Annotated in this window: 25 protein-coding genes; 20 read left to right on the top strand and 5 right to left on the bottom strand. The window is 74.2% G+C overall.

The window, feature by feature from the left end:
• Position 1 precedes the first annotated feature (1 nt).
• The 5 genes from ABL57_RS01375 to ABL57_RS01355 all read left to right on the top strand — a co-directional run bounded on the left by ABL57_RS01375 (position 2) and on the right by ABL57_RS01355 (position 3,189).
• Positions 2–490: an urease accessory protein UreE gene (locus ABL57_RS01375; protein ID WP_047801644.1), complete on the top strand. Its 489-nt coding sequence runs from the start codon at positions 2–4 to the stop codon at positions 488–490.
• Positions 471–1,184 carry an urease accessory protein UreF gene (locus tag ABL57_RS01370; protein WP_047801643.1) on the top strand — a complete coding sequence of 238 codons (714 nt, stop codon included), beginning with the start codon at positions 471–473 and terminating at the stop codon, positions 1,182–1,184. Before ABL57_RS01375 ends, ABL57_RS01370 begins: the two co-directional genes overlap by 20 nt.
• Positions 1,185–1,265: 81 nt before the next feature.
• On the top strand, positions 1,266–1,919 hold the full coding sequence (gene ureG / locus ABL57_RS01365; RefSeq protein ID WP_047801642.1) for an urease accessory protein UreG: 654 nt from the start codon (positions 1,266–1,268) through the stop codon (positions 1,917–1,919).
• Positions 1,920–2,050: 131 nt separating this feature from the next.
• Positions 2,051–2,827 carry an urease accessory protein UreD gene (locus tag ABL57_RS01360; protein WP_238985945.1) on the top strand — a complete coding sequence of 259 codons (777 nt, stop codon included), beginning with the start codon at positions 2,051–2,053 and terminating at the stop codon, positions 2,825–2,827.
• A 122-nt stretch (positions 2,828–2,949) separates the two neighbouring features.
• On the top strand, positions 2,950–3,189 hold the full coding sequence (locus ABL57_RS01355; protein WP_047801641.1) for a hypothetical protein: 240 nt from the start codon (positions 2,950–2,952) through the stop codon (positions 3,187–3,189).
• Positions 3,190–3,279: 90 nt separating this feature from the next.
• Here the strand turns inward: ABL57_RS01355 and ABL57_RS21005 are convergent, their stop codons facing one another.
• Entirely contained in the window at positions 3,280–4,578 is a 1,299-nt protein-coding gene (locus tag ABL57_RS21005) for a DUF1990 family protein (RefSeq protein WP_160310761.1), read from the bottom strand.
• Here ABL57_RS21005 and ABL57_RS01345 point away from each other — a divergent pair.
• The 4 genes from ABL57_RS01345 to ABL57_RS01330 all read left to right on the top strand — a co-directional run bounded on the left by ABL57_RS01345 (position 4,564) and on the right by ABL57_RS01330 (position 9,106).
• Complete coding sequence (locus tag ABL57_RS01345; protein WP_053004679.1) at positions 4,564–5,979, top strand: histidine kinase; 1,416 nt, start codon at positions 4,564–4,566, stop codon at positions 5,977–5,979. The two genes, ABL57_RS21005 and ABL57_RS01345, sit on opposite strands and share 15 nt — an antisense overlap.
• The gene (locus ABL57_RS01340) at positions 5,979–6,683 is read left to right on the top strand and encodes a response regulator transcription factor (RefSeq protein ID WP_047801640.1); all 705 of its coding nucleotides are present in this window, start codon (positions 5,979–5,981) and stop codon (positions 6,681–6,683) included. Before ABL57_RS01345 ends, ABL57_RS01340 begins: the two co-directional genes overlap by 1 nt.
• Entirely contained in the window at positions 6,680–7,621 is a 942-nt protein-coding gene (locus ABL57_RS22125) for a hypothetical protein (protein WP_047801639.1), read from the top strand. Before ABL57_RS01340 ends, ABL57_RS22125 begins: the two co-directional genes overlap by 4 nt.
• 192 nt (positions 7,622–7,813) lie before the next feature.
• A complete protein-coding gene (locus ABL57_RS01330) occupies positions 7,814–9,106 on the top strand; it encodes an MFS transporter (RefSeq protein ID WP_082157154.1) in 1,293 nt (430 codons plus the stop codon).
• Positions 9,107–9,136: 30 nt separating this feature from the next.
• Here ABL57_RS01330 and ABL57_RS01325 read toward each other — a convergent pair whose 3' ends face one another.
• Both ABL57_RS01325 and ABL57_RS01320 read right to left on the bottom strand, forming a co-directional pair.
• Positions 9,137–10,168, bottom strand: a complete 1,032-nt coding sequence (locus ABL57_RS01325; protein ID WP_047801638.1) for an NAD-dependent epimerase/dehydratase family protein — start codon at positions 10,166–10,168, stop codon at positions 9,137–9,139.
• Positions 10,169–10,192: 24 nt separating this feature from the next.
• Entirely contained in the window at positions 10,193–10,456 is a 264-nt protein-coding gene (locus ABL57_RS01320) for a DUF3072 domain-containing protein (RefSeq protein WP_047801637.1), read from the bottom strand.
• Between the two features lie 177 nt (positions 10,457–10,633).
• Here ABL57_RS01320 and ABL57_RS01315 point away from each other — a divergent pair, with 177 nt between their 5' ends.
• From ABL57_RS01315 to ABL57_RS01300, 4 genes are all read left to right on the top strand, one after another.
• Complete coding sequence (locus ABL57_RS01315) at positions 10,634–11,164, top strand: hypothetical protein (protein WP_047801636.1); 531 nt, start codon at positions 10,634–10,636, stop codon at positions 11,162–11,164.
• A gap of 4 nt (positions 11,165–11,168) precedes the next feature.
• The gene (locus ABL57_RS01310; RefSeq protein WP_047801635.1) at positions 11,169–11,945 is read left to right on the top strand and encodes a RibD family protein; all 777 of its coding nucleotides are present in this window, start codon (positions 11,169–11,171) and stop codon (positions 11,943–11,945) included.
• 157 nt (positions 11,946–12,102) lie between these two features.
• Positions 12,103–12,285, top strand: a complete 183-nt coding sequence (locus ABL57_RS01305; RefSeq protein ID WP_047801634.1) for a hypothetical protein — start codon at positions 12,103–12,105, stop codon at positions 12,283–12,285.
• Positions 12,286–12,336: 51 nt separating this feature from the next.
• A complete protein-coding gene (locus tag ABL57_RS01300; protein ID WP_047801633.1) occupies positions 12,337–12,804 on the top strand; it encodes a peroxiredoxin in 468 nt (155 codons plus the stop codon).
• A gap of 67 nt (positions 12,805–12,871) precedes the next feature.
• Here the strand turns inward: ABL57_RS01300 and ABL57_RS01295 are convergent, their stop codons facing one another.
• Positions 12,872–13,660 (bottom strand): SDR family oxidoreductase, encoded by a 789-nt coding sequence (locus tag ABL57_RS01295; RefSeq protein WP_047801632.1) that lies wholly within the window; start codon positions 13,658–13,660, stop codon positions 12,872–12,874.
• Between the two features lie 194 nt (positions 13,661–13,854).
• Between ABL57_RS01295 and uraD the strand changes: the two genes are divergently transcribed.
• From uraD to ABL57_RS01275, 4 genes are all read left to right on the top strand, one after another.
• Positions 13,855–14,352, top strand: a complete 498-nt coding sequence (gene uraD, locus ABL57_RS01290) for a 2-oxo-4-hydroxy-4-carboxy-5-ureidoimidazoline decarboxylase (RefSeq protein WP_047801631.1) — start codon at positions 13,855–13,857, stop codon at positions 14,350–14,352.
• Positions 14,349–14,675: a hydroxyisourate hydrolase gene (gene uraH, locus ABL57_RS01285; protein WP_047801630.1), complete on the top strand. Its 327-nt coding sequence runs from the start codon at positions 14,349–14,351 to the stop codon at positions 14,673–14,675. Before uraD ends, uraH begins: the two co-directional genes overlap by 4 nt.
• Before the next feature lie 72 nt (positions 14,676–14,747).
• A complete protein-coding gene (gene pucL, locus ABL57_RS01280) occupies positions 14,748–15,683 on the top strand; it encodes a factor-independent urate hydroxylase (RefSeq protein ID WP_047801629.1) in 936 nt (311 codons plus the stop codon).
• A 242-nt stretch (positions 15,684–15,925) separates the two neighbouring features.
• Positions 15,926–17,485 (top strand): nucleobase:cation symporter-2 family protein, encoded by a 1,560-nt coding sequence (locus ABL57_RS01275; protein WP_047801628.1) that lies wholly within the window; start codon positions 15,926–15,928, stop codon positions 17,483–17,485.
• A gap of 94 nt (positions 17,486–17,579) precedes the next feature.
• Here ABL57_RS01275 and ABL57_RS01270 read toward each other — a convergent pair whose 3' ends face one another.
• Positions 17,580–18,344 carry an IclR family transcriptional regulator gene (locus ABL57_RS01270; RefSeq protein ID WP_047801627.1) on the bottom strand — a complete coding sequence of 255 codons (765 nt, stop codon included), beginning with the start codon at positions 18,342–18,344 and terminating at the stop codon, positions 17,580–17,582.
• Positions 18,345–18,531: 187 nt separating this feature from the next.
• Between ABL57_RS01270 and ABL57_RS01265 the strand changes: the two genes are divergently transcribed.
• The 3 genes from ABL57_RS01265 to ABL57_RS01255 are packed head-to-tail and all read left to right on the top strand — an operon-like array spanning position 18,532 to position 22,969.
• Complete coding sequence (locus ABL57_RS01265; RefSeq protein ID WP_047801626.1) at positions 18,532–19,956, top strand: NADP-dependent malic enzyme; 1,425 nt, start codon at positions 18,532–18,534, stop codon at positions 19,954–19,956.
• A 47-nt stretch (positions 19,957–20,003) separates the two neighbouring features.
• Positions 20,004–21,620 (top strand): malate synthase A, encoded by a 1,617-nt coding sequence (aceB, locus tag ABL57_RS01260; RefSeq protein ID WP_047801625.1) that lies wholly within the window; start codon positions 20,004–20,006, stop codon positions 21,618–21,620.
• The gene (locus tag ABL57_RS01255; RefSeq protein ID WP_238985944.1) at positions 21,617–22,969 is read left to right on the top strand and encodes an aldolase/citrate lyase family protein; all 1,353 of its coding nucleotides are present in this window, start codon (positions 21,617–21,619) and stop codon (positions 22,967–22,969) included. Before aceB ends, ABL57_RS01255 begins: the two co-directional genes overlap by 4 nt.
• Position 22,970 lies beyond the last annotated feature (1 nt).

Here is a 22,970-nt window from a genome sequence, read left to right as displayed (position 1 = left end):
CGTGATCGTCGAAGCCGTCCTCGGCAACCTGGCCGAGCTCACCGAGCAGGAGCGCGCCGGCCTGCACCTGGAGCGGGTCGCCCTCGCCGGGCCCGAGCTGCGCAAGCGCGTCCAGCGGGTCGTGACCGACCACGGCACCGAGCTCGGCCTGCGCCTGGCCGAGCGCCGGGAGCTCAAGGACGGGGACATCCTGCACCGGGAGGGCAGCAACGCAGTGGTGGTCTCGACCCTGCCCACCGACGTCCTGGTCGTGGCACCGGCGACGATCGAGCAGATGGGCCGCGTGGCGCACGCGCTGGGCAACCGGCACCTGCCCGCCCAGTTCCTCGGCCCCGCCGCCGAGGTCGCGGAGCTGCCGGGGCACGACGGCCTCATGGTGCTCCAGTACGACCACACGGCCGAGACCTACCTGCAGGAGGCCGGGGTGCGCTTCGCGCGCGTCGAACGGCAGATGGAGGTCCCGTTCCGCCATGCCGAGCACACCCACTGATCCCGCCGCCCCCGCTGCCGCTGCAGGGATGCTGGCCGTGCTGCAGCTGTGCGACTCCGCGCTGCCCACCGGCGCCTTCGCCCACTCCCTGGGCCTGGAGACCTATCTCGACGACGGCACCGTGGGCGACGAGCCCGGCTTCCTCGCCTGGGTGCGGCACTGCCTGCACCACCAGGTGGTGCCCGCCGAGGGCTGGGCCGTGCGGGCCGTCGCCACGGCGGAGGACGACGACGCCGTGTGGCGCGCCGACGAGCTGCTGGCCGCCCAGGCCCTGCCCGTCCAGGTGCGGGACGCCGCGTCCGCGATGGGCCGGCGGATGACCGAGATCGGCGCGGAGAACTTCCCCTCCCCCCGGCTGCTGGCCTACGCGGACCGGCAGCGCGCCGGGACCAGCCGGGGCAGTCCCGCGGTGGCCTTCGCCCTCGTGGGCGCCGGTCTCGGCGTCGCCTGGGAGCAGCTGGCCGGCGCGTACCTCTTCTCGACCGCCACCTCGCTGACCCAGAACGCCGTGCGCGGGATCCCCCTCGGCCAGACCGCGGGCCAGCGGGTCCTGCGCGCCCTGCACGAGGACGTGGCCCGCGGGGTCGAGCGGATCGGGCGCATGTCCGAGGAGGAGGTCGGGGCGACCGGCCCCGGCCTGGAGATCGCCCAGATGCGCCACGCCTGGCAGCGGGCCCGGATGTTCATGTCCTGACCGGCCGACCGGACCGGCACCCCACCACACGACCGCACCGACCGCACCGACCGCACCGACCGCACCGACCCAGGAGTTCTCATGACCACCGTTCCCTCCGCCCCCACCACCCCGACCGGCCGCGGGCCCGTGCGCATCGGCGTGGGCGGGCCCGTGGGCGCCGGCAAGACGCAGCTCGTGGAGCGGGTCACCCGGGCGCTGATCGACGAGGTCTCGATGGCCGCGATCACCAACGACATCTACACGATCGAGGACGCCAAGATCCTGGCCCGCAACGGGGTGCTGCCCCTGGACCGGATCGTGGGCATCGAGACCGGCGGCTGCCCGCACACCGCCATCCGTGAGGACACCTCGATGAACGAGGCCGCGATCGAGAAGCTGTGCGCCGAGCACCCGGACCTGCAGCTCGTGTTCGTCGAGTCCGGCGGGGACAACCTCTCGGCCACGTTCAGCCCCGAGCTGGTCGACTTCTCGATCTACGTCATCGACGTGGCCCAGGGCGAGAAGATCCCGCGCAAGGCCGGGCAGGGCATGATCCGGGCGGACCTGTTCGTGATCAACAAGATCGACCTCGCCCCGCACGTCGGGGCGGACCTGGAGGTCATGGCCGCGGACTCGGCGGTGTTCCGCGGGGACCGGCCGTTCTGCTTCACCAATCTCCGCACGGACGAGGGCCTCGAGCGGATCCTCGCGTGGATCCGGCACGACGTGCTGATGCTGGACATGGCCCGGTGACCGCGGCCGCGCCCACGGCCCCCGCGGCCGGCCCCGGACGCGTGCCGGGACCTGGGCCGGACCCCGGGCCGGGGGCTCCCGCCCCGACCGGGCGGCTCGCGCTGGTCCTCGCGCCCCGCGGGGGGCGCACCGTGGCCGTCCGCCAGTTCCACGCCGGGGCCCTGCGGGTGCTGCGCCCGCACCGCCTGGACGGGTCGGGGCAGCCGTGCTTCGTCGTCGTCAATCCCGGCGGCGGCTACCTCGGCGGGGACCGCTACGAGCTCGACATCGCGGTGGAGGCCGCCGGCACCGCCCTGGTCACCACCCAGTCGGCGACCAAGGTGTACCGCAGCCCGGCCGCCCCGGCCCGCCAGGACGTGCGGCTCACGCTCGGCCCCGGGGCGGTGCTCGAGTACCTGCCGGACCAGCTGATCGCCTACGAGGACGCCGACTACGTGCAGTCCACGACCGTGTCGATGGACCCCTCGGCCTGTCTCGTGGCGAGCGAGGTCGTCACCCCCGGGTGGGCGCCGGACGGGACGGTCTTCCGCTACCGCGGCGTGGCCCTGCGCACCGAGGTGGTGATGGACGGGACCACGGTGGTGCTCGACAACCTCCGCCTGCACCCCGCCGAGGACGCCGTGGCCGGGCTCGGCTTCCTGGAGGGCCGCACGCACCTGGGCTCCCTGCTGGTGGTGGACCCGCGGGTGGACCGCGCCCTGGTCGAACAGGTCCACGAGCTGCTCGCTGCCGCCGAGCGGCGGCTGCCGCTGCTGCGCTGCGGGGTCTCCGAGCTGCCGGTGCCGGGGCTCGTGGTCCGCGCCCTGGGACCGGGCTCCGCGGAGCTGACGGAGCTGCTGCTGGACGTCTCCGCGCTGCTGCGGGGCCGGTGGACCGGACAGGGGCGCGTGGCGCTGCGCAAGTACTGAGGACGGGACCCGCCCGCCGTCCGGGAGAGGACATCCGATCTCAACCGCCCGGTAACGCCACGGCCATATCCGGGGCCGAGGATGGGAGGGTCCCGCCGCACGACCCGGAAGGGGGGCCGCCCATGACCGCGCCCAGCCCCACCACTGCGCCCGCCCGCTGGATCCTGGGCCTGTCCCGGGTGGCGCCCGGCGACCGGATCGAGGTGTGGGAGCACCGGAAGCTGCGCTGCACCGGCACCGTGAGCCAGGTGGCACCCCACCTGGGGGTGCTCTGGCTGCTGGAGGACCGCACCGGGATCCCGCGCCTGGCCACCCTCCGGGACCACCGCCTGCGCCGCTGCCCGCTGCGTCCCGCCGCCTGAGCCGGTCCACCGGAGCCCCGGGACCCCGCGACACCCGGGCCCGCGCACCGGGCGCGGCTCGTGCCCGGTGCGCGGTGTGCCCGGGGACCGTCAGAGCAGAGCGCGCAGATAGCGCTGGGTGACCCGTTCCTGCGCCCACCGGGCCGGCGCAGCCCCCGCCCGGGCCCACCACGCGGCAGGGCGGGAGAACGCGGTGATGCTCAGCACCACCGTGCCGTCCGGGCGCAGGTCCAGGCAGAACAGCTCCTCGCCCCGCTCCGGATGGCCCTCCAGCGTGCCGTAGGCGAAGCCCTGCCGCCGGGGCTCGTCGAGCACGCGCACGACCTCGCACGGCGCCTCGAGCCGCAGGGGCCCCCGTCCCAGGCGCAGCACCACCCGGGTGCCGAGGGCGGCCCGCGCGGCCGTGGGCCGCACCTCGAAGCCCGCGGACCGGTGCATCTCCCAGCCCATCAGCCGCTCGGCGGCCGCCCGGAACGCGGCCTCCCCGGCGCCGACGGCGCGGGAGCGCACCAGGTGGTCGTAGCCGGCCGGCAGTGCACCGGCGGTCGCCCCGACCTCGGGGTAGGTGAGCCGGCGCTGCTCCAGCGGCGGCCCCCGCCGGCGCCCTCCGCGCGGTGCCGGCCCGCGACGGGTCGCTCCGGGACCGTCCGGGTGGCCCCGGGGCCGCTCCCCCGGCCAACGGGCACGGACTCCGTCCTCGGCCGGCGTCCCGCCGGCGGCACGTCGCCGGGGGCCGGGGCCCGGCTCGTCGTGGGCGCCGTCGTCGGCGGGGCAGGTCGCGTCCATGCCCTCAGTCTCCCGGATCCGCCGGCACCGCCGCCGGTCCCGGCCCGGCGAGCCGCCCGTCGGCCTCCTCCCCGCGCCGCAGCGGGGCGGCGGTGGCCGGGGTCGGACGGCCTTGCCCGGGTTCAGGGTGCTGTGCGGGTCGAAGGCGCGCTTGATGCGGTGCTGGAGGTCGCGCGGGACCTCCCCGACCTCGGCGGTGAACCGGTCGCGCTGGAGCAGTCCGACACCGTGCTCACCGGTCAGGGCGCCGCCGAGACCCCGGGCGAGCCCGACCATCCGGCCGAGGGCGTCCTTCGGCGCGCCCCGGGTGATGGACTCGTGCTCGGCGACGACGATCACCGGGTGCAGGTTGCCGTCGGCGGCGTGGGCCACCGTGCAGATGTCGACGCCGGTGTCCGGCGCGATCTGCCGGATGCCGGTGACGATCCCGGCCAGTCGTTGGCGAGGTCGATGGCGACCAGGGTCGGCCCGTCCACGAGTTCCGGGACCGACGGGGCGGCCCGGGCCGCGACGGTGCGGAAAACCCCACCCGTAACAGGTGGAGAACGTCGCAGTCGGGAGGAGCCCGCCGACCGTAGCGTGAGAGCCATGAGCACACCGCACGAGACCCGGCCCCTGCCGCCCGCACCGTGGAGCGGCACCGGGCACCCCTCCGATCCCGGGACGGCGGACGACGGCGCCGCCCACCGCGCCGCCTCCGGCTCCCGACCCGCCGTCCTCGGCGGCGGCACCGGCGCCCGCGAGTGGGGGCCGTGGTCCGCCAAGACCCTCTTCTTCGGCGGCACCGACCTGGTGGTCGACGCCGCCCTGGGCACCCTGTGGCTGACCGCCCTCGTGTCCCTGGTCACCGCGGGCCTCGCCTCGCTCGCCGCCCTCGTGGGCGTGGTGCTGCTGGTGGCCGCGATCTACGCCGTCCGCGGCATCGAGTGGGTGGAGCGCCGCCGGACGCAGGCGGCGTTCGGGCTGCACCTGCCGGCCCCGCACCGGCGCCGCTCCCCGCGCGCCGACGGGTGGCGGATCCTGCACCAGTGGTGGCTGGACGTCTCCGACCCCGCGTTCTGGACCGGCCTGCTGCACCTGCTCCTGACCACGGCCCTGGGCTGGGTGGCGGTCGGCACCCTCGCCGGCACCGGCGCCGCCGTGGCGCTGGCACTGGCCCCCCTCTACGCCGCGGAGTCCAACCCGGTCTGGCCGTCCGAGCTGGTCGGCACGTGGCCGGACTGGGCCGTGGCGCTGGCCGGGATCACGCTCGCGCTGCTCGGGGTGCTCCTGCTCGTGCTGGCCGTGGCCGCCCACCGGGGCCTGTCCCGGCTGCTGCTGCGCGTGGACGAGGCGGCGGAGCTGCGCCGGCGGGCCGCCGAGGCCGCGGCGGCCCGGGAGACCGCCGTGCGCGGAGCGCGGACCGAGCGCTCCCGGATCGAGCGCGACCTGCACGACGGCGTGCAGCCGCAGCTGGTGTCCGTGGCCATGAACCTGTCGATGGCCCAGCGGCGGATCGACCACGACCCCGCCGGGGCCAAGGACCTCATCGGCGAGGCGCACGCCACGACGAAGGCCGCGATCACGGAGCTGCGCCGCCTGGCGCGGGGCTTCCACCCGGCCGTGCTGGAGGACCGGGGGCTGGACGCGGCCCTGTCCGCCGTGGCCGCCCAGTCGCCCGTGCCGGTCGCCGTGGACGTGCGCGTGCCCCGCCTGGCCCCCGAGACCGAGGCCGCCGTGTACTTCGCGGTCTCCGAGGGCCTGGCCAACGTCGTCAAGCACGCCGGGGCGGACGCCGCCTCGGTCCGGGTCGGGCTCGAGTCCGACCCCGCCGGGGGCACCCGGGTGGTCGCCCGGATCGCCGACGACGGCCGGGGCGGCGCCGTGCTGGTCCCCGGCGGCGGGCTGTCCGGGATCGCGGACCGGATCCGCTCCGCGGGCGGGCACTTCTTCCTCGACTCGCCCGCGGGCGGGCCGACCGAGCTGACCGTCGAGCTGCCGGTCGCCCGGGGGGAGGGAGCCTGATGCGCATCGTCATCGCCGAGGACGCCGTCCTCCTGCGCGCGGGCCTGGTCCGCCTGCTCACCGAGGCCGGGCACGAGGTGGTCGCCGACGTGGACACCGCGGAGGGCCTGCTGAAGGCCGTCGAGCAGCACGAGCCGGACTTCGCCCTGGTGGACGTGCGGCTGCCCCCGACCTTCACGGACGAGGGGATCCGCGCCGCCGTCCTCGTCCGCTCCCAGCACCCGCGGATCGCGGTGCTCGTGCTCTCCCAGTACGTCGAGGAGCGCTACGCCGCGGAGCTGATCGCCTCCCGCCGGGACGGGCTGGGCTACCTGCTCAAGGACCGGGTGGCCGACGTCGACCAGTTCCTCGAGTCCGTGGGAACGGTCGGCGCCGGCGGCACCGTCCTGGACCCGGAGGTGGTCTCCCAGCTGCTGGTGCGCTCGCGGCACCGGCAGGACCTGGAGCTGCTCTCCCCGCGGGAGCACGAGGTGCTCGGGCTGATGGCCCAGGGCCTGTCCAACGCCTCGATCGCCGCGAACCTGTTCCTCACCGAGTCCTCGGTGGAGAAGCACATCCGGTCCGTGTTCACCAAGCTCGGCCTCGCGCACGAGGACGGCGGCAACCGCCGCGTCCGCGCGGTCCTGCGCTACCTCGGCTACCCCGACCCCGGGCCCGGCCACCCCTCGTCCGCCCACCCGTCCCACCAGGAGTTCCGGCCATGAGCACCCACCCCGAGCACGCCGTCCCCGGCCAGCCCGCCGCCCCCGGCAGCGCCCACGACCCCCTGCAGGGCCCCCCGCAGCGCCCCGACCCGGACACCGTCGGGCAGAGCGAGCGCGCCGCCTGGCTCGTGCCCACCGCCGTGCTCGGCGGCCTGGGCGCCCTGCTGCTGCTCGGCGGCGGCGGGGCGGCCATGGCCGCGTCGCTGTCGATCGAGGAGCGGCGGGTGGACACGACCGTGACCGCGCCCGTGGACACCGTGGCGATCGACGGCCGCTCCGCCGTGATCGAGGTCGTGACCGCCGACGTGCCCGATCTGCGGGTCGAGGCCGTGTACGCCGGCATCGGCCTGGACCGGGCGCCCGAGCCGCTGGTCCGGGACGGGCGGCTGACCGTGGCGGCTCCCCCGTCCGGCTCCTGGTTCGGCACCGGCGGCGGGATGCAGGTGCGGGTCACGGTCCCGGCCGACGACGACCCCGTGGACCTGCGGCTCTCCGGCGACGCCGGCACCCTCTCCGCCCGGGGCGACTTCGGCGACGTCCGGCTCGACACCGAGGCCGGCGTGGTGCAGATGGGCGGCAGCGCCCGGAGCCTGTGGGCGGCCTCGGAGGTGGGCACCGTCCTGGTCGACGGCGCCCGGGTGCGCGAGGACGTGGACGTGCACACGGAGGTGGGGGCCACCGAGGTGCGGATCCTCGGCGACGCCCCGCGACGGGTCGCGATCACCACCGGCGCGGGCGCGATCGAGGCCTCGGTCCCGGACGCCGAGTGGTGGACCCCCGCGGTGGTCGGCGCCGGCGAGCGCGACCCCGAGGAGCTGACGGCGGCGACGGTCTGCGCCACGGCCCCCGAGGACCGCCCGTGCCTGTACGTCTCCTCGGAGGTGGGCGCGGCGGAGGTCACCTCCGGGGGCCGTTCCCTGCGCCCGGCCGCCGGGTAGACTGGGCACGTTCGTCCGGGTCGGGCGCACCGGGAGGGGGGACGGTGCGCACAGTCATCGAGGACACCCGTGAACCCCCTGAACTCCCTTCCCGCCCCCGTGGGCACGACCTCCGAGGCCCCGGTGGACCACCCCGCCGCAGCCCGGCGCGCGACGGTGCCCCCTGTCACCGAGCAGTCCGCCACCGCGCCGATCGCCACCGCCTCGACGTCCGCCGCGTCGACGTCGGCCGGGCAGCCCGCCACGGGGCACGGTGGCACCGGCCGCCGGGCTCCGCGACGCTCCGGCGGCCGCTACGCGCGGCTCCTGGAGCTGGGCGGCCGCGGCTTCCTGCCGATCGCCTTCGTGGCCCGCCTGCCCCTGGCCATGATCACCGTGGGGGCCCTGACCCTCGCCACCGCCGTCACCGGCTCCTACGCCGTGGGCGGGGCGGCCGCCGGCGCCGTCGGGATCGGCTCGGCCCTGGGCGGGCCCGTGATGGGCCACCTCGCCGACCGGGTGGGACAGCGGGCGGTGCTGCTGGTCTCGGCCCTCGCCCACACGGTGGCCATCGGCGTGCTGCTGATCACCGCCTACGCCGGCCCGGGCGGCCCGGCCGTGCCGCTGCTCGTCACGGCGGCGCTGCTGGTGGGCGCCACCTGCCCCCAGGTGGGCCCGCTCGCCCGGGTCCGCTGGCGCGGGCGGACCGGGGGCGACCGGCAGGAGCTGGACACCGCGCTGTCCTACGAGTCCACCGCCGACGAGCTGACCTTCGTGCTCGGCCCCGCCCTCGTGGGGCTGCTGGCGTCCCTGCTCGCCCCGTGGACCCCCTTCGTCCTGGCCGCCGCGCTGACCCTCACCATGGTCTCGTGCTTCGCCGTGCACCCCACCCACCGCGCGGCACCGGCCGCCCCGCGCCCGCGGCGCCGGACGGCGGCCGCGCCCGGTCCCGGCCGGGACCGGATCCTCGTCCTGCTCCCCGTGCTCGGGATGGTGGCCATGGGCACGTTCTTCGGAGCCGTGCAGAACGCGCTGAGCGCCTTCGGCGGCGAGTTCGGCGCCCAGAGCGCGGCCGGGCTGCTCTACGCCGTGCTGGGCATCAGCTCCGCGGCCGCGGCCCTGTCCGTGGCCTGGTGGCCCCGGCGCTTCCCGCCCGCCGCCCGCTGGGTGGCCAGCGCGGGCGCCATGGCCGCCCTGAGCCTGCTGTTCCTCCTGCCCGGGGAGATCGTCCCGATGCTCCTGGTGCTGCTGCTCGTCGGCCTGCCCGTGGGCCCCACCATGGTCACGATCTACACGATCGGCGGGGACGTCGCCCGGCCGGAGCGGCTGGGCACGGTCATGACGATGCTGGCGAGCGGCGTGGTGCTGGGCACGGCCGTGGGCGCGGCGCTGGCCGGGCTCGCGGCCGAGACCGCCGGTCACCGGGGTGCCTTCACGGCCGCGATCGGCGCGGCCTGCGCCATGGTGCTGATCAGCGCGGCGCTGGTCCTGCTCCGGCGCCGCTGAGGAGCCGGACGGGCGGCGGGGCCGCGGCGGCTACACCAGCGGCGACTTGGGGCGGTGCTCCCGGTTGCCGAGTCCCTCGCGGCCGTCGAGGTGGTCGACGAGCTGGCGGAGCGCCTCGAGCGAGCTCACGGTCTCGGACCATCCCGTGACCTCGCGGATCCGCGTGGTGTCCATGACGGGCACGGCGTCGGCGAGGTCGATCCAGCCGGGATCGGTGGGCTGCAGCCGCAGCCGGTAGGTGATCGCCACCAGCGCCCGGACGAGGGCCGGCGGAACGGGCAGGACGCGCTTGGCGCCGAGCACCTGGGCCACGCCGTCAGGACCGAGCACCGGCTCGGCCGCGACGTTGAACGCCCCGCCCGCACGGTGCCGGATGACCCGCCAGAACGCGTCCGCGACGTCGTCGGTGTGCAGGGTCTGGAAGCGGAACCTCTCCGGGAACGGCAGCACCGGCAGGCGCATCCGGGCGATGAGCCCCTTGGGCACGAGGGCGCCGAAGAAGTAGTCCCCGATCTCGGGGGCGGCACCGGCCTGGAACAGGAAGCCGGGCCGCAGCCGGGTCACCACGACCCCGGGGTGGGCTTCCTCGAACCGGTTGAGCAGCGCCTCCGTCTCGGCCTTCTGGACGTTGTAATGGGAGGTGTCCACCCCGCCCACGGGCCAGGACTCGTCCACGCGGCGGTCCTTGGGGCCGCGGCTGTAGGCCCCGAGGGAGGACGGGTAGACGACCTGGGGTACGCCGGCCAGGACGACGGAGTCGAGCACGTGGACCAGTCCGTCGACGTTGGTGCGGTGCATGAGCGCGAAGTCCCGGTTGGGGCGGATCAGCCACACCAGGTGGACCACCGCGTCCGCCCCGCGCAGGATCTCCGCGAGCCGGCCGGTGGACTCCTTCTCGGCGACGTCGACGGTGTGCCACTCGACGCCGTCGTACGGCTCGCCGCCCCGCTCCGGGCCCTCCCGGGAGACCCCGACGATCTGCGTGACCTCGGGGGCGGCGTGCAGCCGCCGCAGCAGGGCGGTGCCCACGTTGCCGGTGGCGCCCAGGACGACGATCTTCACGGCGCTCTCCCTCCCCGCCCGGACCTACTGGTCCTGGACGCGCTTGCTGTGGTCCTGCAGGCGGTCGATGTGCTTGGAGGCCTCCGCCTTCGTGAGGTCCGCGGGCAGCTCCTCCCCGGCCTCGCGGGCCAGCGTGTCCAGGTAGCTGCGCTGGGCGCTGGTCATGGGCTCCTCGCCCGTGGCCCACTCGTCCGGGTCGCGGTCGAGCCCGCTGCCCGGCTCGGGAGTGGAGGCGCCGAGGGTCTCCTGCTCGTCGGGATCCGGGGTGCCGTTCGGGTTCTCAGTCATGCGCCCATGATAGTCATACCGCTTACGATGTCGCGCCGCGGCGCCGGTCGCCGAGCTCCCGGCCCGGACCTCCTCCCGGCGCGGCGGCGCAGTCAGTACGCTGGAGGACCGGCCCCGGCCGGCGGGACCCGGCAGCAGACGCACCGGCGGACGCACACAGGACCAGAGGAGACGCAGATGAGCGAGCAGGTCGAGACCGGCGGGACCGCGGGAGCGCGGTTGCAGGGGGACAAGCTCGAGGCCTACATGCTCGGGCACTACATGGGCGCCCTGTCCGGGGTGCGGCTCTTCGACGAGGCCGCCCGCACCTGGGCCGGCACCGCCTACGAGGACCGGTTCGCCCGGTTCGTCCGTGAGATCCAGGACGACATCGGGCACCTCGAGACGATGCTCGACCGGCTCGGCGCCACCCGGCGCCGGATCGCCAAGGGGCTCGGCACGGCCACCGGCATCGCGTCCCGGCTCAATCCGCTGAGCCGGATCCGGGAACGGGCGGGGATCGCCGCCCACGGGGAGCTGGAGATGCTGCAGTCCCTGGTGGTGGCCAAGCGCAGCATGTGGGTCACCCTGCTCGAGCTCGCCCCCTCGGACCCGCGTCTGGACGCCGAGGAGCTGCGCGCCCTCGAGGCCGGCGCCGCCGACCAGTACGACCGGCTGCGGGCGGTCGCCGGGGAGACCGCCCGGGACCGCTTCCTCACCCGGGGCTGAGCCCGTGGCCGAGAGCCCCCGCCCGGCGACAGGGCCCCCGGCGGGCGCGTCCGCCGGGGCGTGGGAGCAGCTGCTGGCCGGCCGGGTGGACCCCGCGGCCGAGCCGGAGCTCGTCGAGCGCTACGGGCCCCTCGTGGCACACCGGGGGCCGCTGGTGATCGCCCAGCTCGGGCAGAGCCTGGACGGGTTCATCGCCTCGCGCACCGGGCACGCCGAGTACGTGACCGGCCCCGAGGACCGGAAGCACCTGCACCGGCTGCGCGCGCTCGTGGACGCCGTGCTCGTGGGCGTCGGGACGGTCGCCGCCGACGACTGCCGGCTGACCGTCCGGGCGGTGCCCGGCCCCCACCCCACCCGGGTGGTCCTCGACCCCTCGGCGCGCGCCCCGGCCGGCTCGGCCGTGCTCACCGACGGCGCCGCCCCCACCGTCTGGGTCGTGAGCTCCGGCGCCCCCGTGCCGGCGCGGCTCGCCCCGCACGTCGACGTGCTGCGCGTGCCGGCCCCGCCCCACCGGCTGAACCCGCACGAGGTGCTGACCGCGCTCGCGCGCCGCGGCCTGGGCCGGGTGCTCGTGGAGGGCGGGGGGCGCACGGTCTCGAGCTTCCTCGAGGCCGGAGCGCTGCACCGGCTCTACCTCACCACCGCTCCCATGCTCATCGGCGACGGCGTGCCCGGCATCAGGTTCCGCGGCGCGGAGCACCTCTCCGGGGCGCTGCGGGCCCCGGCGCGCCGCTTCCCGCTCGGCGACGACCTCTGCACCGAGCTGACCTTCCGCGCCTGAGCGGGCTCCCCGTGCCCGCGCAGCCGCCCGAGGCGGGCTGCGACGGCGGGGCCCGCACGGTGTCATCGACCACGTCGTCCTTGACTCCACCCTGCCGCAGCGCTAACTTTCATGATACGGAATCACAATTCCGTCATACGAACTCGAAGGAGTCCTCATGAACGCCAGCCCGGCCTTCGCCGCCCACGCGTCCTTCTTCAGCTACACCGGAACGGACTGTGATCCCGATCTGGCCCTGTCCCCGCACCCCGCCGTCCGCGCCACCCCGCTGTGGGTGCTGGCGGTGTCCTCGGCCTGTGTCGGAGCCGCTGTGGGCCGCCTCTCGGTCCGGCGCCCCTAGCACGGCGCACCGCATCGACCACCACACCGACCACAGCCCTCAGGAGCACCCATGGCACCGCAGATCCGGACCGGCCGGCAGGCCCCCGACTTCACGCTCACCGACCACGAGGGCCAGGAGGTGCGGCTCTCCGAGCTGCGGGGCCGGAAGGTGATCGCCTACTTCTACCCGAAGGCCTTCACCCCCGGCTGCACGTCCGAGGCGTGCGACTTCCGCGACAACCTCGCCTCCCTCGAGGGCCTCGGCTACACCGTGCTGGGGATCTCGGGGGACGACACCGAGACGCTCGGGCGCTTCGCACAGGAGTACGGCATCCCGTACCGCCTGCTCTCCGACCCGGACTCGGCCACCGCGCAGGCGTGGGGCGCCTGGGGCGAGAAGACCGTCAACGGGCAGAGCACGGTCGGCCCCCTGCGCTCGACCTTCGTGATCCAGGAGGACGGCACCGTCAGTTCCGCGGAGTACGGCGTCCAGGCTGAGGGCCACGTGGCGGACCTGCGCCGGCGACTTCCGGCCTGACCGGCGCCCGGCCCCGGGGACCCCCGCACCCGCGCCGCGACGCGTCGGGGCGCGGGGGTCCTGCCGTTCAGCCCCGCCCGGCGAACGGCATCCCGGAGGCGGTGAGCACGAGCGAGTTCACCGTGGCGGCGGCGGGGAGCTCGGCCATCATCAGCACCGCGCGCCCCACCTCCTCCACGGGAAAGCTGGGCTCCGGGCGGAGCGAGCCGTCGGCCTGCAGGGCGCCGCCGTCCGTCCCCAGCCCCGCGAGCAGCTCCGTGGCCGCGTTGCCGATGTCGATCTGCCCACAGGTGATCCCGTACGGACGGCCGTCCAGGTCCAGGGACTTGGTCAGGCCGGTGACGGCGTGCTTGCTCGCGGCGTAGGCCGCGGACAGCGGCCGGGGGGCGTGGGCGGAGATCGAGCCGTTGTTGATGATCCGCCCGCCGCCGGGGCGCTGCCGCTTCATGATCCGGAAGGCCTCGGCCGCGCACAGATAGGTCCCGGTGAGGTTCACCTGCAGGGTGCGCTGCCACTCGAGGGGGTCGATCTCGTCCACCTCCCCGCGCGGCCCGAAGGTCCCGGCGTTGTTGAACAGCACGTCGATCCGCCCCGCGAGACGGGAGATCTCCCGGAAGGCCTCGGACACGCTCTGCGCGTCGGCCACGTCCATCGGCACGACCCAGGCCCCGGGCGCACCGTCGGCGGTCTCCTCCAGGGGCTCCCGCCGCCGTCCGGTCAGCACGACCGCCCACCCTGCCGCAAGGAAGCTGCGCGCCACCGCCCGACCGACCCCGGACCCGGCCCCCGTCACCACCAGCACCCTCGCAGCCGTGCCGGGCTCCCCGGCACCGTCCACCACGCCCTGCACGTCCATCCCGAGCTCCCTCACCGTCCTGCCGGCGCGTCCGCCCCGGCGTGAAACGAAAGTTCCACCTCCGCCATCTTGCTGCAAAAACTTGGTAACAGGAGCGTGGAACCATTGACTTGGGTCTTGTGATCCAGTTCACTGGAAGCAATGAAAGTTTTATTCCACATTATGGAATACAGGAAGGGCTGACGGCGCACCCGATGCATCTCACCGAGTTCAACTCCCTCCCCCGGTCCGAGGCCGTCGAGGCGATCCGCCCGGCCCTCGACATCCCGCGCTGGCTGGAGGCCGTGGCCGACGCCCGCCCCTACTGGCACCATGATGCCCTGCTCGGCAGGGCCCGTGACGCGGCGGAGCCGTTCGGTGACGAGGAGATCGACCGGGCGCTGTCCCACCATCCCCGGATCGGCGAGCGCCCGCAGGGCGACAGCGCGGAGGCCGGCCTGTCCCGGGCGGAGCAGTCCGCCGTGGACCCCTCCGACGCCGAGGTGCAACGGCGCCTGCGGGAGGGCAACCGCGCCTACGAGGAGAAGTTCGGCCAGGTCTTCCTCATCCGCGCCGCCGGGCGCACCCCCGAGGAGATCCTGGAGCAGCTCTCCGAGCGCCTGCAGCACGACGCCGGGACCGAGCGCGCCGTGGTCGCCGACCAGCTGCGCCAGATCGCCCTCCTCCGACTCGAAGGACTCGTCACCCCATGAGCTACGTCACCGCCCACGTCCTCGACTCCGTCACCGGCACCCCCGCCCAGGGCGTCGCCGTGTCCCTCGAGGCCGCCGACGGCACCTCCATCGCGGCCGCCCGGACCGACGACGACGGCCGCGTGCCCGAACTGGGCCCAGAGACCCTGGAATCCGGCGACTACCGGATCACCTTCGCCACCGGGCAGTACTTCGCCGGCAGGAACCAGCCGACGTTCTACCCGATCGTGACGGTGAACTTCACGGTGCAGGCCGAGGAGCGGCACTACCACGTGCCGCTCCTGCTGAGCCCGTTCGCCTTTTCCACCTACCGGGGCAGTTGACCCAGGAGTTGGCGGGCCCGCCCGTCTTCGACCGCCCCGATCAGCAGACACCAGACCGCGAGGAGAAACGTCATGACCGACGTCGTCACCGGCAAGGCCACGGACAAGGCCACGGACAAGGCCACGGACACCGTCGTCCTGGGCAGGAACCAGTACGGCAAGGCCGAGAACCATGTCGTGCGCATCAACCGCGACACCGACCGCCACGAGATCCGCGACCTCGTGGTCACCTCCCAGCTGCGCGGCGACCTGGAGGAGGTGCACACGCGCGGCGACAACGCCCACTGCGTGCCCACGGACACGCAGAAGCAGACCGTGTTCGCCTTCGCCCAGCAGTACGGCATCGACTCCCCCGAGCAGTTCCTGCTCAAGCTCGCCGACCACTTCACCGGTGAGTTCGAGTGGATCACGGGCGGGCGCTGGGCGGCCCAGGAGCACGCGTGGCAGCGGATCGACGACCACGACCATTGCTTCGTGCAGCACAAGGACGAGGTGCGCACCGCCGTGGTGGTGGCCGACGGCCAGGAGCGGACGGTGATCTCCGGGTTCAAGGACCTGACCGTCCTGAAGTCCACGCAGTCCGGCTTCACGGGCTACCCGAAGGACGAGTACACGGTGCTGCCCGAGACCGAGGACCGGATCATGTCCACCGACATCGCCACCCGGTGGCGCTACAGCACCACCGACGTGGACTACGACGCCGTCTACGAGGACGTCAAGAGGATCATCCTCACCAAGTTCACCGACCACTACTCCAAGGCCCTCCAGGAGACCCTCTACCTGATGGGCAAGGCCGTCATCGAGGCCCACCCGGAGATCGACGAGATCAAGTTCTCCTGCCCGAACAAGCACCACTTCGTGTACGACCTCGGCTTCTGCGGCCTCGAGAACGACAAGGAGACCCACTGGGCGGCCGACCGCCCCTACGGACTCATCGAGGCCACGATCCAGCGCAAGGGCGCCGCGGAGAACGAGGCCGCCTGGACGGGCATCGCCGGCTTCTGCTGAGCCCGCACGCCCCGGCGCCGCCGACCGCGGCGCCGGGGGACGGGGCCCGTCGTCGCCGTCCGAGCACGACGACGACGGACCCCGCACTCCCTGCTGGGGCGGCGCACCCGCTGCCCGCACGCCCGGCGCCCCTGCGGCGCCCACCGCGCACCGCGGTCCTCTCCACCTCCTCGCTCCGCCCCGGTCCCGCCCCGACGCCGGCACCGGGTCTCTCCCGTCACCAGGATCCCTAGGAGAACACCATGGCCAGGTCACGCACCGCTGAGCCGCCCGCCACCACCCGCACCCGCCCGGAGGACGAGTTCCTCGGCGTGGGCGGCAGCCTGGGCTACGGGCTGCAGCACGTGCTCACCATGTACGGCGGCATCATCGCGCCGCCCCTCATCATCGGCGGTGTCGCCGGCATGACGCCCCAGGAGCAGGGCCTGCTCATCGCGGCCTCGCTCTTCGTGGGCGGCCTCGCCACGGTCCTGCAGTCGTGGGGCATCAGGTTCTTCGGCTCGCAGCTGCCGCTCGTGCAGGGCACGTCCTTCGCCGGCGTGGCCACCATGACGGCCATCGTCCAGGGCGGCGGCGGCATCCAGGCGGTCTTCGGCGCCGTCATCGCCGCCTCCGTGATCGGATTCCTGATCACGCCGTTCTTCGTGAGCATCATCCGCTTCTTCCCGCCGGTCGTCACCGGCGTGGTGATCACCTCCATCGGCCTCACGCTGTTCCCGGTGGCCGCCCGCTGGGCCATGGGCGGCAACGCGCAGGCTCCCGAGTACGGCTCGGTCGGCAACCTCGCGCTGGCCGGCCTGACCCTGCTGATCATCATGCTGCTCTCCAAGCTGGGCAGCGCCGCCGTCTCCCGGCTGTCCATCCTCATCGGCCTGGTGCTCGGCACCGCCGCGGCGGCGGCGCTGGGCATGGCGGACTTCAGCCAGGTGCTCAGCGGTGACATCTTCGCCGTTCCGCAGCCGCTGGCCTTCGGTCCCCCCGTGTTCGAGGTGGCGGCCATCCTCTCGATGTTCATCGTCATCCTCGTGACCCTCACCGAGACCACCGCCGACATCATCGCGGTCGGCGAGATCGTGGACACGAAGGTCGGCAAGAAGCGCATCGCCGACGGCCTGCGCGCGGACATGGCCTCCTCGGCCCTGGCGCCGATCTTCAACGGCTTCACCCAGAGCGCCTTCGCCCAGAACGTGGGGCTCGTGGCCATCACCGGCGTCAAGAGCCGCTTCGTGGTCACGGCCGGCGGTTTCATCCTCGTGACCCTCGGCCTGCTGCCCGTCCTCGGCCGGGTCGTGGCGGCGGTCCCGCCGCCCGTGCTCGGCGGGGCCGGCATCGTGCTCTTCGGCAGCGTGGCCGCCTCCGGCATCCGGACCCTGGCGAAGGTGGACTTCGGCAACGGCGCCAACCTGATCATCGTGGCCACCTCCCTCGGCTTCGGCATGCTGCCCATCGCCGTGCCGGAGATCTATGCGAACTTCCCGGCCTGGTTCGAGACCATCTTCCACTCCGGGATCAGCTCGGCGGCCGTGATGGCGATCCTGCTGAACATCCTGTTCAACGAGATCCGCACCGGCAATCCGCCGCGGGGCACCGGCTCGGTCTTCGCCCAGGCCCCGGTGCGCGCCGTCCGATACGAAAGCCTCGAGCACCTCCAGGACCACCTCCAGGAGGGCGACACCATCAGGGACGGCAAGCTCGTGGACTGCGACGGCAACGAGGTGCCCGTCATCACCGCCGCCGGCGAGATCGTCGACACCAGGATCTGCCGGTCCCCGGCCGGCCCCGGCGAGCCGTCCGCGCACTGACACCGCAACTTCGACCCACCACCTCCTGCGGCGCCGGGATCCCCGGCGCCGCAGGGATCCTGCCACACGGCGGCCGGTGCGCCCGGGCCGCGGCTCAGGCCCTGACGGGCATGAGCTCCGCGGCGATCGCCTCGGCGGCCCGGCGCAGGACGGGCACGGCCCGGCGGCCGAAGTCCTCGTCCACCCGGCTCACGGGCCCGGAGACGGAGATCGCCGTGGGGGTCGGCGCGCCGGGCACCGCCATCGCGTAGCAGCGCACGCCGAGCTCCTGCTCCTCGTCGTCGATCGCGTAGCCGCGCTCCCGGATCCGCTCGAGGTCGGCGAAGAGCTCCTCGAGGGTGCCGAGGCTCTTGGGCGTGGGCGTCGCCATGCCGGTGGCGGTGACGATGGCCCGGACCCGGTCGTCGGGCAGCGTCGCGAGCATGGCCTTGCCCACGCCGGTGTCGTGGGTGTCGGCGCGGCGGCCCACCTCGGTGAACATCCGCATCGAGCGCTGGGACTGCGCCTGGGCGATGTAGACGACCTCCTGGCCGTCGAGCACGGCCATGTTCGCCGACTCGCCGAGCTCGCGCACCAGCTCGTCGAGCCGGCCCCGGGCCGCGGAGCCGAACTGGCGCCCGGCGGCCTCCCCCAGCAGGATCAGCCGCGGCCCGAGCGCGTAGTTGCGGTTGGGCAGCTGGCGGACGTAGCCGGAGGGAACCAGGGTGCGCAGCAGCCGGTGGATCGTGGGCAGCGGCAGCTTGACGGCGGCGGAGAGCTCGCTCAGCGACATCTCGCCGCCCGCGGCGGTGATCACCTCGAGGAGCTCGAACACCCGCTCCACCGATTGGACACCGCCCGATGCAGGTCGTGTGGTCATGGTTCCGTGGTCCTCCGTCGGTCGTGGGACAGCTCGCCGCCGCACCCGACCCTCCAGGGCGACGTACCGTGACAGGAGTCACGGACGAGTCTTGCCATCAATGCCAGTGTCCCATAATATCCATAATACGGAATTTTCATTCCGCAATGCGGCTGAAATCTTCATCCCGAGCTTCCACGGAGGAACCATGGCAACGCCCAGTCCCGGATATTCGATGATCCTGCGCGTGCAGGCGCCTGCCGGTCTGACCGTCACCAGCGAGCTCGCCACGGCGGCGGCCACCGCGGGCGCGGCAGTGACCGCCCTCGACGTCGTCGAGTCCCACGCCGAGCACGTGGTGGTCGACGTCAGCTGCAACGTCTCCGACGCGTCCCACCGGGACGAGGTGCGGGACGCCCTCGAGGCGATCGAGGGCGTGGCGGTCCGCAAGATCAGCGACCGCACGTTCCTCATCCACCTCGGCGGCAAGATCGAGGTGACGCCCCGCGTCTCGCTGCGCAACCGCGACGACCTCTCCCGCGCCTACACCCCCGGTGTCGCCCGGGTGTGCACGGCGATCGCGGAGAACCCGGCCGACGCCCGGCGCCTGACCATCAAGCGCAACACCGTGGCCGTGGTCACGGACGGCACCGCCGTCCTCGGCCTCGGCGACATCGGCCCGGCCGCGGCCCTGCCGGTCATGGAGGGCAAGGCCGCCCTCTTCAAGGCCTTCGGCGACGTCGACGCGTGGCCGGTCTGCCTCGACACGAAGGACACCGACGAGATCGTGCGGATCGTCAAGGCGATGGCGCCCGTCTACGGCGGGGTCAACCTCGAGGACATCGCGGCCCCCCGCTGCTTCGAGATCGAGGCGCGGCTGCGCGAGGAGCTCGACATCCCCGTCTTCCACGACGACCAGCACGGCACCGCCATCGTCGCCCTCGCCGCGCTGTACAACGCCCTGAAGGTGGTGGAGAAGCGCATCGAGGACGTCCGGATCGTCGTCTCCGGGGTGGGCGCGGCCGGCCACGCCATCATCCAGCTGCTGACCGCCAACGGCGCCGGCGACATCGTCGCCTGCTCCCGCAACGGCGCCATCCACCGGGGCGAGGACTACCAGGACCAGCACCGGCAGTGGATCGCCCAGCACACCAACGAGCAGGGCTTCTCCGGCAGCCTCAAGGAGGCGATGGCCGGGGCGGACGTCTTCATCGGCGTCTCGGCGCCGAACCTCCTCGACGAGGCCGACATCGCCGCGATGAACGACCGCGCCGTCGTCTTCGCCATGGCGAACCCCGATCCCGAGGTCGATCCGGGGGCGGCCGCCGAGCACGCCGAGGTCGTGGCCACCGGCCGCTCGGACTTCCCGAACCAGATCAACAACGTGCTGGCCTTCCCGGGGCTGTTCCGCGGTCTGCTCGACGCCGGGGCCACGGACATCACCACCGAGATGCTGGTGGCCGCCGCCCGCGCCATCGCCGACTGCGTGGGTGACGACGAGCTCAACGCCGGCTACATCGTCCCCAGCGTCTTCGACCCCGCGGTCGCCCCGGCCGTGGCCGCGTCCGTGCGCGCGAGCGCCGAGGCCGTCGGCGCCGTCGCCGAGCCGGTCACCGAGCCCGCGCACGCCTGACCCGCCCCCGCCCGCACGCCGACCCACCCGCACCAGGAGGCACTCCCATGACCACCACGAACACCGTCGAGCACACCCTGCCGGAGGGCCTCGAGCGCGCCGGCGAGATCCTCACCGAGGACGCCCTCCGGTTCGTCGCCGAGCTGCACCGCCGCTTCGGCCCCCGCCGCGCCGAGCTGCTCGGGGCGCGCGAGCAGCACCGCCGCGCCGCGGCCGGGAGCGGCACCCTGGACTTCCTCCCGCAGACCCGGGAGATCCGCGAGAGCGAGTGGACGGTGGCCCCGGCGCCGCCGGCCCTGCAGGACCGCCGGGTGGAGATGACCGGGCCCGCCTCGCCGGCCAAGATGGCGATCAACGCCCTGAACTCCGGGGCGAGGGTCTGGCTGGCCGACCTGGAGGACGCCTCCAGCCCCACCTGGTACAACCAGGTGGACGGCATCCTCAACCTGCGCGACGCCGCCCGCGGCACCCTGTCCTTCACCTCCCCGGAGGGCAAGCACTACGCCCTGCGCCAGGACGCCCCGCTGGCCGTGGTCGTCACCCGCCCCCGCGGCTGGCACCTGCCCGAGCACAACGTCACCGTGGACGGGCAGCCGGCCTCGGGCTCGCTCGTGGACTTCGGGCTGCACTTCTTCCACACCGCACAGCTGTTGCTGGCCAACGGCCACGGCCCGTACTACTACCTGCCCAAGATGGAGTCCCACCTCGAGGCGCGGCTGTGGAACGACGTGTTCAGCTTCGCCGAGGAGTACCTCGGCATCGACCACGGCACCGTCCGTGCGACCGTGCTCATCGAGACGATCCCGGCGGCGTTCCAGATGGAGGAGATCCTCTGGGAGCTGCGCGAGCACGCCTCCGGGCTCAATGCGGGGCGCTGGGACTACCTGTTCAGCATCATCAAGTACTTCCGGGACGCCGGCGAGCGCTTCGTGCTCGCCGACCGGTCCACGATCACCATGACCGCGCCGCTGATGCGCGCCTACACCGAGCTGCTCGTGAAGACCTGCCACCGCCGCGGAGCCTTCGCGATGGGCGGGATGGCCGCGGTCATCCCGAACCGGCGCGACCCGGAGGCCACGGAGGCCGCCTTCGCCAAGGTGCGCGCCGACAAGACCCGGGAGGCCCAGGACGGCTTCGACGGGTCGTGGGTGGCCCACCCCGACCTCGTGCCGACCTGCAGGGAGGTCTTCGACGACGTCCTGGGCGAGCGGCCCAACCAGGTCGACCGGCTCCGCGAGGAGGTGCAGGTCGGCCCAGAGCAGCTGCTCGACGTCCCCAGCGCCGGCCGCACCAGCACGCAGCAGGAGCTGGCCGCCAACCTCTACGTGGCGATCCGGTACACCGCCGTGTGGCTGTCCGGCAACGGGGCGGTGGCCATCCACAACCTCATGGAGGACGCCGCGACCGCCGAGATCTCCCGCTCCCAGGTCTGGCAGCAGATCCGCAACGGCGTGGTCTACGAGGACACCGGGAGCACCGCGAGCCGGGAGCTGGTCGCCGAGGTGCTCGAGCAGCAGAAGGAGGTGCTGCGCGGGGAGGTCGCCCCGGAGCTCTTCGAGCGCCACTTCGAGCCCGCCGCCCGGCTTATCGCCGACCTCGTCCTGGGCGAGGAGTACGTCGACTTCCTGACCCTGCCGGCCTACGACCTCATCGAGGGCCGGTGAGCGCCGCGCGCACGAGCCTGCCCGCCTCGTTCGCCCGGCGCGCCGACCAGCTGCTCGAGGGCACCGACGCGGCCCTGGAGCACTGCTTCCCGGGCGACGACGGGTCACGGCAGCCGCTGCACACCTGCTACGTCCCCGCGGACCTGGTCACCCCGGCCACCGCCCGGGAGTGGGGCGAGGCCGCGCTCGCCGCCGCCGCGGAGGCCGGCGGGCTCACCGCCCTGGCCGAGCTGGCCGGGGTGGAGGAGCACCTGCGCGAGGAGGTCGTGACCCGCACCGGGCGCAAGCTGCGGGAGGAGCCGATCGAGGACCTGCGCCTGGACCTCGAGGACGGCTACGGCGAGCGGCCCGACGCCGAGGAGGACGAGGCCGCCGTCGGCGCCGCCCGCACCGTGGCCGCGATGGCGCTCGCCCGGCACCGCGGGGACTCGCCGCAGCCGGCCTTCGCCGGGATCCGCTTCAAGTGCCTGGAGGCCGGGACCCGCGCGCGCGGGCTGCGCTCCCTGGACCTGTTCGTGACCGCCCTCGTGCGCGAGGGCGGTCTGGCGGAGGCCGGAGCGGCGGCGGACGGGCTGCCGGCCGGCCTGGTGCTGACCCTGCCGAAGGTCTCCACCGCGGAGCAGGTCGAGGTGATGACCGAGGCCTGCCGCGCGCTGGAGAGCGTCCTCGGCCTGGCCCACGGCCGGCTGCGCTTCGAGATCCAGATGGAGACGGCCCCGATGATCCTGGGGCTCGACGGCACGTGCCCCATCCCGGCGATGCTGCGCGTCGCCGAGGGCCGGGTCACGGCCCTGCACTACGGCACCTACGACTACTCCGCCTCCCTCGGCGTGGCCGCGGAGTTCCAGTCGATGGAGCATCCGGTGGCCGACCACGCGAAGCAGGTCATGCAGGTCGCCGTGGCCGGCACCGGGGTGCGGCTCTCGGACGGGTCCACCAACCGGCTGCCCGTGGGCGATCCCGCCCAGCGGCGCGAGGCCTGGGCGCTGCACGCGCGCCTGGTCCGCCGCTCCCTGGAGCGGGCCCTCTACCAGGGCTGGGACCTGCACGCCCACCAGCTGCCGACCCGCTTCCTGACGAACTACGCGTTCTACCGGCGCTCGTTCGGCGCGTCCGCGCACCGGCTGCAGGTGTACCGCAGCCGCTCGGTGCCCGGCATCGAGGCCGCGGACGTCGCCGACGAGCCCGCGACCGCCCGGGCCCTCGCCCGGTTCGTCCACCGCGGCCTGCTGTGCGGGGCGATCGGCGCGGGAGAGCTGGCCTCGGAGGCAGGGCTGGACGCCCAGGACCTGGCCGCTCTCGCCCACCCCCGGCCGGCCGCGGCCACCCCCACCCCAGGAGGCATCTGAC

The organism is Kocuria sp. SM24M-10 (assembly GCF_001027955.1).
Taxonomy (GTDB): domain Bacteria; phylum Actinomycetota; class Actinomycetes; order Actinomycetales; family Micrococcaceae; genus Kocuria; species Kocuria oceani.
This window is presented reverse-complemented; position numbering and strand designations above follow the sequence as displayed.